The following is a 15,228-nucleotide window of genomic DNA, read 5'->3' as shown; positions in this document are numbered from 1 at the left end:
GGTTATAAAATAAAACGTAATTATTACGATTTATTGAAAGGAGATTCACATGAAAGAAGGAATTCATCCGAAGAACCACAAAGTGATATTTCAGGATGTCAACAGCGGCTACCGTTTTCTCAGCACTTCTACGAAAACATCTAATGAAACAGCAGAGTGGGAAGACGGCAACACATATCCCGTCATTAAAGTAGAAGTAAGCTCTGACACGCATCCGTTTTATACAGGCCGCCAGAAATTCAATGAAAAAGGCGGACGAGTTGAGCAGTTCAAAAAACGCTATAACATGGGGAAATAAGGCAGACCAGAGGGTTTGTCTTTTTTTATTATGACGAATAAACAAGGGTTGTGATATATTGAAGAGTAAAAAGAATAGAAAGGGACAACGAACATGAGTCTTCTAAATGATATTCTCGAATTTAACAAGACATTTACTGAACAAAGAGAGTATGAAAAGTATCAAACATCAAAATTTCCAGATAAAAAAATGGCGATTCTTTCTTGCATGGACACTCGTCTGGTTGAACTGCTGCCGCATGCGATGAATTTGCGAAACGGTGATGTGAAAATCATTAAAAGTGCCGGTGCGCTTGTGACACACCCATTCGGAAGCATCATGAGAAGTATACTCGTCGCAGTGTACGAGCTGAATGCAGATGAGGTGTGTGTGATCGGGCATCACGATTGCGGCATGAGCAAAATCAGCAGCAAAAGCATGCTTGAAAAAATCAAAGCAAGAGGGATTCCGGAAGAACGCATCGAAACAATAAAGTACTCCGGTGTAGACTTTGATCAGTGGTTTAAAAGCTTTGATTCAGTGGAAGCGAGTGTGAAAGACAGCGTAGACGTTATTAAACATCACCCGCTGTTCCCGGAAAACGTTCCGGTCCATGGCTTAGTCATTGATCCTAAAACCGGAAAACTGGATCTTATCGTAAACGGTTATAACAATTAATGTTCTTGTTTCTTTTCAGGAACGGGATCGACTCCTCCCGGATGGAACGGGTGGCATTTCAAAATCCGTTTGATTGTCAGCCATCCGCCTTTTAAAGCGCCATGTGTTTTAATCGCTTCGATTCCATATTGGGAACAGGTCGGATAAAAGCGGCATGTTGGCGGTGTCAGGGGCGAGATGAATTTTTGATATCCTCTGATCAGAGCGATGAATAGGGTTTTCATGTTTCTTCAGCAACCTTTCTGATGTAAGTATAAGAAAAAAAACACAGATTGAAAAGTTAATCAATAATTCTTATCGGAAAAGTATGTTATAATGAAATTACATTTTTAAAAAAGGGAGAGTGCCATTATGCCTTCAGTAGAAAGTTTTGAGCTTGATCATAATGCGGTTGTTGCTCCATATGTAAGACATTGCGGTGTGCATAAAGTGGGAACAGACGGCGTTGTAAATAAATTTGACATTCGTTTTTGCCAGCCAAATAAACAGGCGATGAAGCCTGACACCATTCACACACTCGAGCATTTGCTCGCGTTTACGATTCGTTCTCACGCTGAGAAATACGATCATTTTGATATCATTGATATTTCTCCAATGGGCTGTCAGACAGGCTATTATCTAGTTGTGAGCGGAGAGCCGACATCAGCGGAAATCGTTGATTTGCTTGAAGACACAATGAAGGAAGCGGTAGAGATTACAGAAATACCAGCTGCGAATGAAAAGCAGTGCGGTCAAGCGAAGCTTCATGATCTGGAAGGCGCTAAACGTTTAATGCGTTTCTGGCTTTCACAGGATAAAGAAGAATTGCTAAAAGTATTTGGCTAAAATAGAAAGGACCTTTTTGCGCTTAAGCAAAAAGGTCTTTTTTGTGACGTCTCATATTTTGTGTACCATTTGCTGTAAGCGTTTGCTACTATTTAGGTAAACGATGAAAGGGTGATGGCATGAAAAAGATGTTGGTTGTTCTGCTTTTTTCTGCTTTATTGCTTAATGGATGCGGATCTGGTGAAAGCAAAGCAAATACAGCTGAGACGCCCGAGGTTTTGGATGTCAAGCTGACCGGGCCTGAAAAAGTAAATCCCGGAGAAAGCGCTGCTTATGAAGCAGCCGTATCATATGGTGATGAAGCTGTGACGGATGCCGATGAAGTAGAGTTTGAAGTATGGAAAGAAGGGGAAAAAGACGCAAGCCAAATGTTTAAGGCGAAACAAGAAAAAGGCGTATACCGATTGGAAACGACGTTTAAGGAAGATGGTGTATACACTGTCCAATCCCATGTCACAGCAAAAAAACAGCATAGCATGCCGACCTTAAAAGTCCAAGTCGGAGACGCCGATGCTGCCAGCAATCAGTCAGAAGAGGAGCATTCACATCATCATTGATTGTGTGAATCAGAGTGATTTTCTTGTGGTGGATCAATGGTATGCTTTACATTATAGGCTTTTACAGTCGTCCAAATGGTTACAAGCAAAACAGCCAGCACAATCAAAATACTTATCGTAATGAGAAGCGTCATGACATTCCACCTCCCGTTTTTTAACAATTGTAGCATAATAGAAGAAAACGTGACAGATAAGGGTAAAAAAGAGGTTTTAGCGTACGATATTAAGGGTAAACATAGTCATATAACAAGGAGGAGATACCATGTCAGAACAATTGATTCAAGCAGTGAACAAACAAGTAGCCAACTGGACGGTCATGTATGTGAAACTACATAATTATCACTGGTATGTGAAAGGAAAAGATTTCTTCACTCTTCATGAAAAGTTTGAGGAGCTGTACAATGAAACGGCAACTTATATTGATGACTTAGCAGAACGTCTTTTGGCGCTGAACGGAAAACCGATTGCAACAATGAAGGAATCCTTAGAAACGGCTTCTGTCAAAGAAGCGGCTGGAAATGAAACAGCTGAACAAATGGTTCAAAGCGTATATGATGATTTCACAGTCATCGCGGAAGAGCTGAAAAACGGCATGGATTTAGCTGATGAAGTCGGTGACGAAACAACAGGGGACATGCTTCTTGCGATCCATCAAAATATTGAAAAACATAACTGGATGCTAAAAGCTTACCTAGGTTAAGTTCAAAAATAGAACGGCCGGATGTCTTAAAAAAGACGTCCGGCTTTTCTTTTTGTATCTTAAAAATAGGCGACAACCAGTCCATTTTTCTGAAAAATCCAATCCGTTCGGCTTGTTTACCATAGAATATCGTAAGGCCGTTTCTGTGAAAGGATGTTGGGATAAATGGATAGAGACTTTGGCATCTTTTCGTTAATAGCAGTCAGCGTTTCAGCAGCGGGTTTTTTCTTTGGAGGTTTTCAGTATTCATTTCTGATTTTGCTCTCTCTTATGGCAATTGAATTTATCAGTACGACTTTGAAGGAAACCATTATTCACAAACTGTCATTTAAAAAGGTATTTGCCCGGCTTGTCAAAAAATTAGTCACGCTGGCTCTGATCTCTGTATGCCACTTTTTTGATCAGCTGCTGAATACAGAGGGATCAATTCGTGACTTGGCTATTATGTTTTATATTCTTTATGAATCTGTGCAAATTGTTGTGACAGCCAGTTCTCTTGGCATACCGGTTCCTCAGATGCTTGTCGATCTTTTAGAAACGTTAAAAAATAAATTTAAGCGCAAACCGTAACTTTTCCCTGTTCGCGGGTCATAATAAAGCCCAGAGCGTCGGTCGCACTTTTCGGCAAAAGTATCGCAAAAAAACTGTACGAGCTAGTCTGCATGCAGAACCTGACGGCGTGCTGGGTTTCCCTTATTTTTTGATAAAAGGCTTCCGAAGAAACGTAACTGTGGTATGATGTATGGAAGATAGCTAGGAACGGATTTGAGGGATAAACATGTACGAGTTTAAAGATTATTATCAGAATACTGTTCAGCTTTCCTTTGACGATCAGCCTTTCTCGGACAGCCCGAAGCATGTCTGGGTGATTTGCCGTTTTGGCGGCAAATGGCTTTTAACAGAACATGAGGACAGAGGCTATGAGTTTCCAGGCGGGAAAGTAGAGCCGATGGAGTGCGCAGAAGAGGCTGCGCTCCGGGAAGTAAAGGAAGAGACGGGCGCGAGAGTCAAAAGCCTCAAGTATCTCGGACAGTATAAAGTTCTCGGAAAAGAAAAAGTGATTGTAAAAAATATATATTTTGCAGATATAGAAAAGCTTGAAAAGCAGGCTGATTACTTTGAAACGAAAGGCCCGGTTTTGTTTCACGAGCTGCCGGAGAACCTTTCCCGCAATAAAAAATTCAGCTTTATTATGAAGGATTCCGTACTTCCGATCAGTTTGAAAAAACTGAAAGAATCTGGATGGATTGAATAAAAAACCCGGCACATGTGCCGGGTTTTTTATGTCCTCCCCTTCGTCCATTTCTTTTCCAGCAGCTCGACGCCCTGATACATCAGAGTGGCGAAGATGGCGATGATCAGCAGGCTTAAGAAGACGAGTGTAAAATTGAAGACTTGGAATCCGTAAATAATCATATATCCTAATCCGACCTTCGAAACGAGGAATTCCCCTACAATGACGCCAACCCATGATAAACCGACGTTCACTTTTAGTGTTGAAATAATCGCGGGGGAGGATGCAGGCAGTATGACTTCTTTAAAAATAACCCACTTTTTTGCGCCGAATGTTTTCATGACTTTCGTATAGTTTTCGTCGACCTCCTGGAAGGCGGTGTAGACAACGATGGTTGTGATAATGACGCTGATGATGGCTCCCATCGCAATGATGCTGATAAAACTGGGACCGAGCGCGACAATCAGGATCGGGCCTAGGGCCACTTTCGGCATTGCATTCAAAATCACAAGATACGGATCTAAAATTCTGGCAAGTCGGTTAGACCACCATAACAAAGCGGCAAGGCACGTGCCCATAAGCGTCCCAAGCAAAAAGCCAAGCACCGTTTCAAATAAAGTGACGCCGATGTGTGACAGTAAAGAACCGTCACCAAGTTTCTCCAGCAATAATCGCCACACAGCTGAGGGAGAGCTGAAGATCAGCGGATCGATCCAGCCCTGCCTGCTGGAGGTTTCCCAGCCCGAGAAAAAGAGAATAAATATGGCAAGCTGAAAGGAATGAACCTTCCACTTTTCCTTTTTCTGTTTGAATTGATACTGCTCGTGAAGCAGATCAATGGTTTCTTTGCTGTTTCTCAAGAGAATTCAGCTCCTTCCATATCGTTTGAAACAGTGTCTGGAAGGAAGGTTCCTGACGGGCGTCAAAAGGCAACATCGCGGCCAATTCCTTAGGAATGGTAAAAATCTGATGGATGGTGCCCGGCTGATTTGAAAATAAATAGATCGTATCGCTCATCGCTATCGCTTCCCCTATATCATGAGTGACAAGCACTGCTGTTTTTTGATATTCCTTTAATGTGCGGAATACCAGGTTTTCCAAAGACAGCTTTGTCTGAAAATCAAGCGCGGAAAATGGCTCATCCAGCAAAAGCAGACTAGGGTTAGGCGCAAGTGTTCTTGCAAGCGCAGCCCGCTGGCGCATCCCGCCTGACAGCTCTTTCGGATATTTTTTCTCCACATCTATGAGGCCGAACTCCGGCAATAGACCGAGTGCAGCGGCTTTGCTTTCTTCTGTCAGCGTGTCGGCGATTTTTAAACCGAGAAGCACATTTTCCTCGATAGATTTCCAGGGAAATAAGTAATCCTGCTGAAGCATATAGCCAATATTATGTTCTTTTTGATTCGGCTCACGGCCTTCAATCAGAACTCTGCCTTCTGATGGCTCAATCAAACCGGCAATAATGGAAAGCAGTGTTGTTTTTCCGCAGCCGCTTGGGCCGAGAAATGAGATGAAATCGCCTTTTTCGGCATCGAAATGAATATCCCGCACAGCAGTTGTTTTTTCTTTAATAGAAAAATAAGTATGGGTTACATGGTCGACATGTAAGAAAGACATAGATGGCGCCTCCTATTTCTCCGAGGTGACTTTTTCAGCAATTTCTTTATTTACAAGCTGATTGTATGGAATGTGTTTCGGCAGTTCTCCCGATTGATCCATAATGGTTTGGAGAAGCTCCCATTCTTTTTCGTTAAGCAGAGGGTCTGGCGAATATGAATGCTGTTTTTTATAGCGTTCAATGGATGTTTCGATGACGTCTGGGTCGGTATCATCAAATTCATCTTTAATGGCATCTGTGATGTCCTTCGCAGAATGATTTTCAACCCACTGCTGCGCCTTATAAATGGCTTTTGTAAACTTGACGGCTGTGTCTTCATTTTTCTTCAAATAGCTTTGTTTCGCCATAAAAGTCGTATAAGGAACCTCTCCTGATTCTTCTCCGAATGAAGCCACGATATGGCCGATGCCTTTTTTCTCAAAGAGAGAAGCCTGCGGTTCAAAGAGTTGTACATACTCACCGGTTCCAGAAGCAAACGCATTGGCAATATTGGCGAAGTCTATGTTCTGGATGAGGTCTATATCCTTATGCGGGTCAATCTTATGTTTGTTCAGCACATACTCGCCGACCATTTGCGGCATGCCGCCTTTTCGCTGACCGAGAAACGTTTTTCCTTTCAGCTGATCCCAGTCGAAGTGTTCAACATCTTCTCTCGCGACAAGAAACGTTCCGTCTGTCTGAGTCAGCTGGGCGAAATTAATGACGGGATCTTTAGCCCCTTGCGCTTCGACATAAATAGATGTTTCTGACCCGACAAGCGCGATGTCGGAGCCGTTGGAAAGAAGCGATGTCATCGTTTTGTCTCCGCCCCAGGTCGTATTCACATCGACATCAAGCCCTTCTTCCTTAAAAAAACCTTTAGACTCAGCAACATATAAAGGTGCGTAAAAAATTGAATGGGTCACTTCAGCTACTTTGACTTTGGTGAGCGTTTCTTCCTGCTTGCAAGCCGCCAGGGCGAACATCAGAAAGATACTGCCGACACAGGCGAAGCCCAGCCTTAACCATCTGTTCACATAGACAACCTCCTTATTTCGCATCAAGTTAATATCCTTTTTTGCTTTACATATCGTATGATGGGTATAAAAATGTGTGAATGCCTAACCAGGTTCTCCGGATGTAATTTTGGAGTAAGGAAAGCATATAGAAAAAAAAAGGAGGCGGCTGTTTTGATTGTAGAGAAAAGAAGATTTCCGTCGCCAAGCCAGCATGTGCGTTTGTATACGATCTGCTATCTGTCAAATGGATTACGGGTTAAGGGGCTTCTGGCTGAGCCGGCGGAACCGGGACAATATGACGGATTTTTATATTTGCGCGGCGGGATTAAAAGCGTGGGCATGGTTCGGCCGGGCCGGATTATCCAGTTTGCATCCCAAGGGTTTGTGGTGTTTGCTCCTTTTTACAGAGGCAATCAAGGAGGAGAAGGCAATGAGGATTTTGCCGGAGAAGACAGGGAGGATGCATTTTCTGCTTTTCGCCTGCTTCAGCAGCACCCAAATGTCAAGAAGGATAGAATCCACATCTTCGGTTTTTCCCGCGGTGGAATTATGGGAATGCTCACTGCGATCGAAATGGGCGGGCAGGCAGCTTCATTTGTTTCCTGGGGTGGCGTCAGTGATATGATTCTTACATACGAGGAGCGGCAGGATTTGCGGCGAATGATGAAAAGAGTCATCGGCGGAACACCGAAAAAGGTGCCTGAGGAATATCAATGGAGGACACCGTTTGACCAAGTAAACAAAATTCAGGCTCCCGTGCTGTTAATCCATGGAGAAAAAGACCAAAATGTTTCGATTCAGCATTCCTATTTATTAGAAGAGAACCTAAAACAACTGCATAAGTCGGTGGAGACGTGGTACTACAGTACATTCACACATTATTTCCCGCCAAAAGAAAACCGGCGTATCGTGCGGCAGCTCACACAATGGATGAAAAACCGCTGACAGTGAAATATGTTATGATAAAGAAAAAAGAGAACGAAAGGGGATTTCACTTTGGGAATGCCTGTTGAATTTAATACACTGATTGTGACAAAAGGAAAAGAAGTTCGCATAGATGAAAATATATTCACGTTAGAGAAGGACGGATACCGAGTATATCCGATGGAGATTCCAATGGATGTACGCAAAACAAAGTTTGGCGAAAAGTCAGGCACAGCTGAAGTGCAGAAGCTTCAATGGGAAGAAGGCCGGACCATCATTACATACAAGCTGACTTCTTTGCATTCCGTCAATTAAAACAAGCCAAGAGCACAATTGCTCTTGGCTTTTGTTTTTTATACGAGAGGGCCGCCTGCCTGGGCGATGGCATCGGTATGTGCGAACTTTTTAAAGTTCTCTTTGAATTCATTTGCAAGGTAGACTGCTTTTTCTTTGTATTCTTCCTTGTTGGTCCACGTGTTTTCAGGCTGAAGGATATGATCAGGAACGCCAGGAACATGGGCCGGAATGTGCAGGCCGAAAATATCGTCAGTTATCATTTCAGCATCCTCTAATTTGCCTTCAATCGCTGCTTTGACCATTGCTCTCGTGTAAGAAAGCTTCATTCGTTCGCCTGTGCCGTAGCCGCCCCCGGTCCAGCCGGTATTGACTAAGAAAACGTCTGCGCCGTGTTCATCGATCTTTTTGCCGAGCATTTCAGCATAGACGTGGGCAGGAAGCGGCAGGAACGGTGAGCCGAAGCATGTAGAGAACGTCGTTTCAGGAGACGTTACACCACGTTCGGTTCCGGCAAGCTTACTCGTGTAACCGCTCAAGAAATGGTACATCGCCTGCTCCTTCGTCAGTTTGCTGATCGGCGGCAGGACTCCGAAGGCATCAGCCGTCAAAAATACAATTGCTGACGGATGGCCGGCCATGCTTGGAGTGACGATGTTGTCAATCATATGAATCGGGTAAGCTGCCCGCGTGTTTTCAGTATAGAAGGAATCATCATAATTGGCTTCGCGTGTATCTTCATCAACAACGACATTTTCCAGAACAGACCCGAAGCGGATCGCGTTAAAGATTTGCGGCTCCTTTTCCTCGCTTAAATGAATGCACTTAGCGTAGCACCCGCCTTCAATATTAAAGACACCTGTATCAGACCAGCCATGTTCATCGTCACCGATCAGCTTGCGGTCAGCATCTGCCGACAGGGTGGTCTTGCCTGTTCCTGACAGTCCGAAGAAAAGGGCGACATCGCCTTTTTCACCGACATTGGCGGAGCAGTGCATAGATAAAATATCTCTTTCAGGCAGCAGGAAATTCATAATGGAGAAAATGGACTTCTTCATTTCACCGGCATACTCAGTTCCGCCGATTAAGATCGTCCGCTTTTCAAAAGAGACAATAATGAACGTTTCGGAATGAGTGCCGTCTGTATTTGGATCTGCTTTGAAATGCGGAGCAGACAGAATAGTGAACGGCTGCTCAACGGTTTTCTTATCATTTCCTTCCGGACGGATAAACAGCTGCCGCGCAAATAAATTGTGCCATGCGAACTCATTTACGACAGTAATCGGCAGCCTGTATTTCTCGTCTGCTCCGGCAAATCCTTCGAAAACAAACAGTTCATCTCGCTCCTTTAAATAGCTGACAACTTTCGTGTACAGCCGCTCAAACGCTTCTTCTGAAATCGGCTGATTCACCGGGCCCCAATCGATCTTATTTTTCGTGCTTTCTTCCTCCACGATGAATTTATCTTTAGGTGAGCGTCCTGTGTAAGCGCCTGTTGTCGCGCGAACAGCACCTGTTGATGTTAAAATGCCTTCGTTTCGGGAGAGGACTTTTTCTGTTAGCTGTGCTGCTGATAAATTATGACGCACATTTGGACATGTTAATAAGGCTTGTAAATCAGCGGTCAAATCAACTGAGTTCATATGAAACCTTCCTTTATCGTTTTTTGTGTTTTGCTAATTGTGAATTAGTATAACATATATTTTCAAATAGTCTATACTATTTATTATTTTTTGTGTGTGCATTTCCATTGTTTTCCCTCAATATAGGTGCCTATTTCTTCTGAATCATATTGACATTGCAAACCCTTTTACGATAAGATATTTCATTGAGCGGATACTCTTATCCCGAGCTGGCGGAGGGACAGGCCCTATGAAGCCCAGCAACCGGTTTCTCTGTTATTTATTATGTTCAACTGAGTGAGACAACCAAGGTGCTAACCTGTTGCAAGGTTGTATGATTCCTTGAGCGATAAGAGTGAAAGGCACAAAGACCAAACCCTTTCCTCGATGGAAAAGGTTTTTTTATTTCATAAATATGCCAATTAACATTCTCTAATATAACTGTACATTGTATAAGAGGGAGCGAGTTCCGTATCATATATACAAGGTCTTTCGGGAGGCCTTGTGCAGGAGGAAGCAAATCATGAGTAAAAATCGTCGTTTATTTACATCAGAATCTGTTACGGAGGGGCATCCGGATAAAATCTGTGACCAGATTTCTGACAGCATTTTAGATGAAATTTTAAAGAAAGACCCTAACGCGCGTGTTGCTTGTGAAACATCTGTGACAACAGGTTTGGTTCTTGTAAGCGGAGAGATCACAACTTCTACGTATGTTGACATTCCGAAAACGGTTCGCCAAACCATTAAAGAAATCGGATACACACGTGCAAAATACGGATTTGATGCGGAAACTTGTGCGGTTTTAACATCAATTGATGAGCAGTCTGCTGATATCGCGATGGGCGTAGACCAAGCGCTTGAAGCCCGTGAAGGCACAATGAGCGACGAAGAAATTGAAGCGATTGGTGCGGGTGACCAAGGATTAATGTTCGGTTATGCGTGCAACGAAACGAAAGAGCTTATGCCTCTTCCAATTTCACTTGCCCATAAATTAGCCCGCCGCCTAAGTGAAGTCCGTAAAGAAGATATTCTTCCGTACCTTCGCCCTGACGGCAAAACACAGGTAACGGTTGAGTACGATGAAAATAACAAACCAGTCCGCATTGACGCGATTGTGATTTCAACTCAGCATCACCCTGAAATTACACTTGAGCAAATTCAGCGCAACATTAAAGAACATGTCATCAATCCGGTTGTTCCTGAAGAGCTGATTGATGAAGAAACAAAATATTTCATCAACCCTACAGGACGTTTCGTAATCGGAGGGCCTCAAGGGGATGCGGGACTTACAGGACGCAAAATCATCGTTGATACGTACGGCGGCTATGCACGCCACGGCGGAGGCGCGTTCTCAGGTAAGGACGCGACGAAGGTAGACCGTTCTGCAGCTTATGCGGCAAGATACGTTGCGAAAAACATCGTTGCGGCTGAGCTTGCTGATTCTTGCGAAGTACAGCTTGCTTACGCGATCGGTGTTGCACAGCCTGTGTCAATCTCAATCAACACATTCGGTTCCGGAAAAGCTTCTGAGGAAAAATTGATTGAAGTTGTTCGCAATAACTTTGATTTACGACCTGCCGGCATTATCAAAATGCTTGATTTGCGCCGTCCGATCTACAAACAAACTGCTGCGTACGGCCACTTTGGACGTCACGATGTTGACCTTCCTTGGGAACGTACAGACAAAGCGGAGCAGCTGCGTAAAGAAGCGTTAGGAGAATAATTTTATAGCCGCTTACTGGTTAAGCGGCTTTCCCTTTTTTATCGTTGTATTCATGTTTATTTTTTTACATAACTGTGAAACCAAATACTATTCACAGCGTCTATAAATAGGGGTTCAATGATGACAATTTTAATTATGGAGGCAATACTATGTGTGGATTTGTCGGGGTTTTTAACAAGCATCCGTTAGCTCAAACCGCTGATCAAGAAGAACTAATCAAACAAATGAACCAAATGATCGTTCACCGCGGTCCTGACAGTGATGGATATTTCCATGATGAGCACGTCGGCTTCGGATTCAGACGGCTCAGCATTATTGATGTAGAAAATGGCGGACAGCCTTTATCATATGAAGATGAAACATATTGGATTATCTTTAACGGAGAAATCTATAACTATATTGAACTGAGAGAAGAACTTGAAGCAAAGGGGTACACATTCAACACGGATTCGGACACAGAGGTTCTTCTTGCGACTTACCGTCACTATAAAGAAGAAGCGGCGTCCAAACTGCGCGGTATGTTTGCCTTTCTGATTTGGAATAAAAACGATCATGTGCTTTATGGAGCAAGAGATCCATTCGGCATTAAACCGTTGTACTACACAACAATCAATGATCAGGTTTATTTTGCCTCAGAGAGAAAAAGTTTAATGGTTGCTCAGAATGATATTGAAATAGATAAAGAGGCATTGCAGCAGTACATGTCTTTCCAATTTGTTCCTGAACCAAGCACGCTTGATGCCCATGTGAAAAAAGTAGAGCCGGGTTCACAATTCACAATCCGCCCGGACGGCGATATCACATTCAAAACGTATTTCAAAGCAAACTTCAAGCCGGTTCAGACTGAAGAAGACAAGCTTGTGAAAGAAGTCCGAGACGCGATCTATGACTCTGTAAACGTTCATATGAGAAGTGACGTTCCTGTCGGTTCGTTCCTGTCTGGCGGGATTGATTCTTCCTTTATTGTGTCTGTTGCGAAGGAATTTCATCCAAGCTTAAAAACATTCTCTGTCGGCTTTGAACAGCAGGGCTTCAGTGAGGTTGATGTAGCGAAAGAAACGGCAGCGGCGCTGGGCATCGAAAATATCAGCAAAGTCATTTCGCCTGAGGAATACATGAATGAGCTTCCGAAGATCGTATGGCATTTTGATGACCCGCTTGCTGATCCGGCAGCGATTCCGTTGTACTTTGTTGCAAAAGAAGCAAAAAAACATGTAACGGTTGCTTTATCAGGTGAAGGAGCGGATGAGCTCTTCGGCGGATATAACATTTACCGTGAACCGCTTTCGCTTAAACCGTTTGAACGGATTCCGTCCGGCCTGAAAAAGATGCTTCTGCACGTTGCTGCCGTTATGCCTGAAGGTATGAGAGGAAAGAGCCTGCTTGAGCGCGGCTGTACTCCGCTTCAGGATCGTTATATCGGTAACGCGAAAATCTTTGAAGAGTCTGTCAAAAAGCAGCTGTTGAAGCATTATAATCCGAACCTTTCATATCGCGATGTGACGAAGACTTACTTTACAGAAAGCAGCTCGTACAGCGATATCAACAAAATGCAGTATGTCGATATCCACACTTGGATGCGCGGCGACATTTTGTTAAAGGCGGATAAAATGACGATGGCGAATTCTTTGGAACTGCGTGTGCCGTTCTTGGATAAAGTCGTATTCGACGTCGCTTCAAAAATTCCTGATGAGCTGAAAACGAAGAACGGCACGACGAAGTATCTTCTTCGCAAAGCCGCTGAAGGAATTGTGCCTGAGCACGTATTAAACCGCAAAAAGCTTGGTTTCCCTGTACCGATCCGTTATTGGCTGAAAAATGAAATGAACGAATGGGTGCGGAATATTATTCAGGAAAGCCAAACGGATGCTTATATCCATAAGGATTATGTCCTTCAGCTTCTTGAAGACCATTGTGCGGACAAGGCTGATAACAGCCGTAAAATCTGGACTGTACTGATCTTTATGATCTGGCACAGCATCAATATTGAAAAACGGTATATGCCTGAAGAGCTGAGCCATCAGCCTAAAGAAGTCATCTTTGTGTAACAGACAACAAGGCTTTCGAGTAGTCGAAAGCCTTGTTGTTATCCTTTTATTTCTCCATCATCATTGATTTACCCGATCTATACGGAATATTCAGAAAAATGATTTAATGATATTTTTTTCTAGGGGAGAAGAAAGCATGCAAAAACAAAAACAAGAGCTGCACCGCGGATTAGAAGAAAGGCATATTTCTTTAATGTCTTTAGGAGCTGCTATAGGAGTAGGGTTGTTCCTCGGCTCCGCATCAGCTATTCAATTAGCAGGGCCTGGTATTTTGGTAGCGTATGCCGCAAGCGGCCTGGTCATGTTTTTTATTATGAGAGCGCTTGGGGAAATGGCCATTCAAAAACCGGTCGCAGGCTCCTTCAGCAGGTATGCGCGTGATTATTTGGGACCGCTTGCAGGCTATTTAACAGGGTGGAACTACTGGTTTTTATGGGTTGTCACCTGTATGGCCGAAATTACTGCTGTCGGCATCTATATGGGGTTCTGGTTTCCGGACGTGCCAAACTGGATTTGGGCATTATCGGCGCTGGTCATTATGACGGGTGTTAATTTCCTGGCTGTCAAAGCTTACGGCGAGCTGGAATTTTGGTTCGCATTGATTAAAATTGTTGCGATCTTATCCATGATTACTGTCGGTTTATTGATGATTATTGCAGGAGTCGGCAATGGGGGCATTGCAACTGGAATCAGCAATTTGTGGAACAACGGAGGATTTTTCCCTCATGGTTTAAAAGGGGTTCTATTGTCTCTTCAAATGGTCATGTTCGCCTATTTAGGGATTGAAATGATCGGGGTGACGGCTGGCGAAGTGAAAAACCCGCAAAAATCGTTAGCCAAAGCAATCGATACAGTATTTTGGCGGATTTTGATTTTTTATGTAGGCGCTTTATTTGTCATTATGTCTATTTATCCGTGGCAGGAAATTGGCTCTCAAGGAAGTCCATTTGTTCTCACATTTCAAAAAGTGGGCATTCCATCGGCCGCAGGTATCATTAACTTTGTCGTGTTGACTGCCGCGCTGTCTTCATGCAACAGCGGTATTTTCAGCACAGGGCGGATGCTGTTTAACTTGGCGGAACAGAAAGAGGCGCCACAAGCATACGGTCAGCTGACGAAAGGCGGCATCCCGGGTAAAGCTGTTCTGGCTTCAGCGGGGGCTTTATTAGTCGGAGTGCTGTTAAACTATGTTGTCCCTGCGAAGGTATTTACTTGGGTTACAAGTATTGCGACGTTCGGAGCGATTTGGACGTGGGCAATCATTTTGCTTTCTCAAATAAAATACAGGAAAAGTTTAAAGCCGGAAGAAAAGAAACAATTAAAGTACAAAATGCCTTTCTTTCCGTTTACGTCTTATGTGTCATTGGCATTTCTAGCATTTGTCGTCATTCTTATGGCTTACAGCCCTGATACAAGAGTAGCCGTGATTATCGGGCCGATATGGTTTCTCATCTTGCTGGCTGTGTACTATGGAAAAGGGTTTCACAAAAAAAATGCAGCAGCTGCCAGCGAACGAAATATCAGCTGACAAAAAGAGCTCCCAGTGGGCTCTTTTTGTGTGTGCTCATAGAAAATAGAGAACAGGAAAGAATAGGTATGTGTGTTTGCAGAGGCTGTTTACAGTTTTGTGATAAGATAAAAGTCATACGTTTCATGCCATATGTGAACGTTTTATGGAAAAATCGAAACCCGAACTGTTATGACGTCCGGGTTAACGATGGTTATTG

General features: G+C 43.5%; 18 protein-coding genes and 1 riboswitch. Of the genes, 12 read left to right on the top strand and 6 right to left on the bottom strand.

Annotated features, from left to right (window positions below):
* Positions 1–49 precede the first annotated feature (49 nt).
* Positions 50–298, top strand: a complete 249-nt coding sequence (locus tag NYE56_RS15345; protein ID WP_003219346.1) for a type B 50S ribosomal protein L31 — start codon at positions 50–52, stop codon at positions 296–298.
* A gap of 93 nt (positions 299–391) precedes the next feature.
* Positions 392–955: a beta-class carbonic anhydrase gene (locus NYE56_RS15340; protein ID WP_003229074.1), complete on the top strand. Its 564-nt coding sequence runs from the start codon at positions 392–394 to the stop codon at positions 953–955.
* Here the strand turns inward: NYE56_RS15340 and yidD are convergent.
* Positions 952–1,179, bottom strand: coding sequence for a membrane protein insertion efficiency factor YidD (yidD, locus tag NYE56_RS15335; protein ID WP_341284053.1), 228 nt, complete (start codon positions 1,177–1,179; stop codon positions 952–954). The genes NYE56_RS15340 and yidD overlap by 4 nt on opposite strands.
* A 127-nt stretch (positions 1,180–1,306) precedes the next feature.
* On the opposite strand from yidD, the gene NYE56_RS15330 reads away from it, so the two are divergent.
* Both NYE56_RS15330 and NYE56_RS15325 read left to right on the top strand, forming a co-directional pair.
* Entirely contained in the window at positions 1,307–1,780 is a 474-nt protein-coding gene (locus NYE56_RS15330; RefSeq protein WP_003219361.1) for an S-ribosylhomocysteine lyase, read from the top strand.
* 119 nt (positions 1,781–1,899) lie between these two features.
* Positions 1,900–2,337: a FixH family protein gene (locus tag NYE56_RS15325; RefSeq protein ID WP_014477743.1), complete on the top strand. Its 438-nt coding sequence runs from the start codon at positions 1,900–1,902 to the stop codon at positions 2,335–2,337.
* Here NYE56_RS15325 and ytzI read toward each other — a convergent pair.
* Complete coding sequence (gene ytzI, locus NYE56_RS15320; protein ID WP_003229081.1) at positions 2,331–2,471, bottom strand: YtzI protein; 141 nt, start codon at positions 2,469–2,471, stop codon at positions 2,331–2,333. The two genes, NYE56_RS15325 and ytzI, sit on opposite strands and share 7 nt — an antisense overlap.
* Before the next feature lie 128 nt (positions 2,472–2,599).
* Between ytzI and NYE56_RS15315 the strand changes: the two genes are divergently transcribed.
* The 3 genes from NYE56_RS15315 to ytkD all read left to right on the top strand — a co-directional run bounded on the left by NYE56_RS15315 (position 2,600) and on the right by ytkD (position 4,292).
* Complete coding sequence (locus NYE56_RS15315) at positions 2,600–3,037, top strand: Dps family protein (RefSeq protein WP_003229083.1); 438 nt, start codon at positions 2,600–2,602, stop codon at positions 3,035–3,037.
* Between the two features lie 165 nt (positions 3,038–3,202).
* On the top strand, positions 3,203–3,607 hold the full coding sequence (locus NYE56_RS15310) for a phage holin family protein (RefSeq protein ID WP_076458298.1): 405 nt from the start codon (positions 3,203–3,205) through the stop codon (positions 3,605–3,607).
* A 208-nt stretch (positions 3,608–3,815) separates the two neighbouring features.
* Positions 3,816–4,292, top strand: a complete 477-nt coding sequence (ytkD, locus tag NYE56_RS15305) for an RNA deprotection pyrophosphohydrolase (RefSeq protein ID WP_003229087.1) — start codon at positions 3,816–3,818, stop codon at positions 4,290–4,292.
* Between the two features lie 26 nt (positions 4,293–4,318).
* Here the strand turns inward: ytkD and NYE56_RS15300 are convergent, their stop codons facing one another.
* From NYE56_RS15300 to NYE56_RS15290, 3 genes are read right to left on the bottom strand one after another with little or no spacing between them, the layout of a single operon-like run.
* Positions 4,319–5,131 (bottom strand): ABC transporter permease, encoded by an 813-nt coding sequence (locus NYE56_RS15300; protein WP_123372858.1) that lies wholly within the window; start codon positions 5,129–5,131, stop codon positions 4,319–4,321.
* Positions 5,106–5,888, bottom strand: a complete 783-nt coding sequence (locus NYE56_RS15295; RefSeq protein ID WP_227057906.1) for an ABC transporter ATP-binding protein — start codon at positions 5,886–5,888, stop codon at positions 5,106–5,108. Before NYE56_RS15295 ends, NYE56_RS15300 begins: the two co-directional genes overlap by 26 nt.
* Before the next feature lie 12 nt (positions 5,889–5,900).
* A complete protein-coding gene (locus tag NYE56_RS15290; protein ID WP_047183069.1) occupies positions 5,901–6,905 on the bottom strand; it encodes an ABC transporter substrate-binding protein in 1,005 nt (334 codons plus the stop codon).
* A gap of 153 nt (positions 6,906–7,058) precedes the next feature.
* Here NYE56_RS15290 and NYE56_RS15285 point away from each other — a divergent pair, with 153 nt between their 5' ends.
* On the top strand, positions 7,059–7,832 hold the full coding sequence (locus NYE56_RS15285) for an alpha/beta hydrolase family protein (RefSeq protein WP_341284052.1): 774 nt from the start codon (positions 7,059–7,061) through the stop codon (positions 7,830–7,832).
* Positions 7,833–7,883: 51 nt separating this feature from the next.
* The gene (locus NYE56_RS15280; RefSeq protein ID WP_004398611.1) at positions 7,884–8,126 is read left to right on the top strand and encodes a DUF2584 domain-containing protein; all 243 of its coding nucleotides are present in this window, start codon (positions 7,884–7,886) and stop codon (positions 8,124–8,126) included.
* A 38-nt stretch (positions 8,127–8,164) separates the two neighbouring features.
* Here NYE56_RS15280 and pckA read toward each other — a convergent pair whose 3' ends face one another.
* Positions 8,165–9,748 carry a phosphoenolpyruvate carboxykinase (ATP) gene (gene pckA / locus NYE56_RS15275; RefSeq protein ID WP_341284051.1) on the bottom strand — a complete coding sequence of 528 codons (1,584 nt, stop codon included), beginning with the start codon at positions 9,746–9,748 and terminating at the stop codon, positions 8,165–8,167.
* A gap of 196 nt (positions 9,749–9,944) precedes the next feature.
* A riboswitch (SAM riboswitch) is annotated at positions 9,945–10,083 on the top strand.
* A 167-nt stretch (positions 10,084–10,250) separates the two neighbouring features.
* On the opposite strand from pckA, the gene metK reads away from it, so the two are divergent.
* The 3 genes from metK (at position 10,251) to alaP (ending at position 15,029) form a co-directional block, all read left to right on the top strand.
* Positions 10,251–11,453: a methionine adenosyltransferase gene (gene metK, locus NYE56_RS15270; RefSeq protein ID WP_003229102.1), complete on the top strand. Its 1,203-nt coding sequence runs from the start codon at positions 10,251–10,253 to the stop codon at positions 11,451–11,453.
* Between the two features lie 149 nt (positions 11,454–11,602).
* The gene (gene asnB, locus NYE56_RS15265; protein ID WP_341284050.1) at positions 11,603–13,501 is read left to right on the top strand and encodes an asparagine synthase (glutamine-hydrolyzing); all 1,899 of its coding nucleotides are present in this window, start codon (positions 11,603–11,605) and stop codon (positions 13,499–13,501) included.
* Between the two features lie 136 nt (positions 13,502–13,637).
* Complete coding sequence (gene alaP / locus NYE56_RS15260; protein WP_341284049.1) at positions 13,638–15,029, top strand: alanine permease AlaP; 1,392 nt, start codon at positions 13,638–13,640, stop codon at positions 15,027–15,029.
* Positions 15,030–15,228: the final 199 nt, after the last annotated feature.

It is taken from the genome of Bacillus sp. FSL R5-0603 (assembly GCF_038050295.1).
Classification (GTDB): domain Bacteria; phylum Bacillota; class Bacilli; order Bacillales; family Bacillaceae; genus Bacillus; species Bacillus subtilis.
The sequence above is the reverse complement of the archived record's forward strand: the minus strand, read 5'-3'. Positions and strand labels throughout refer to the sequence as shown.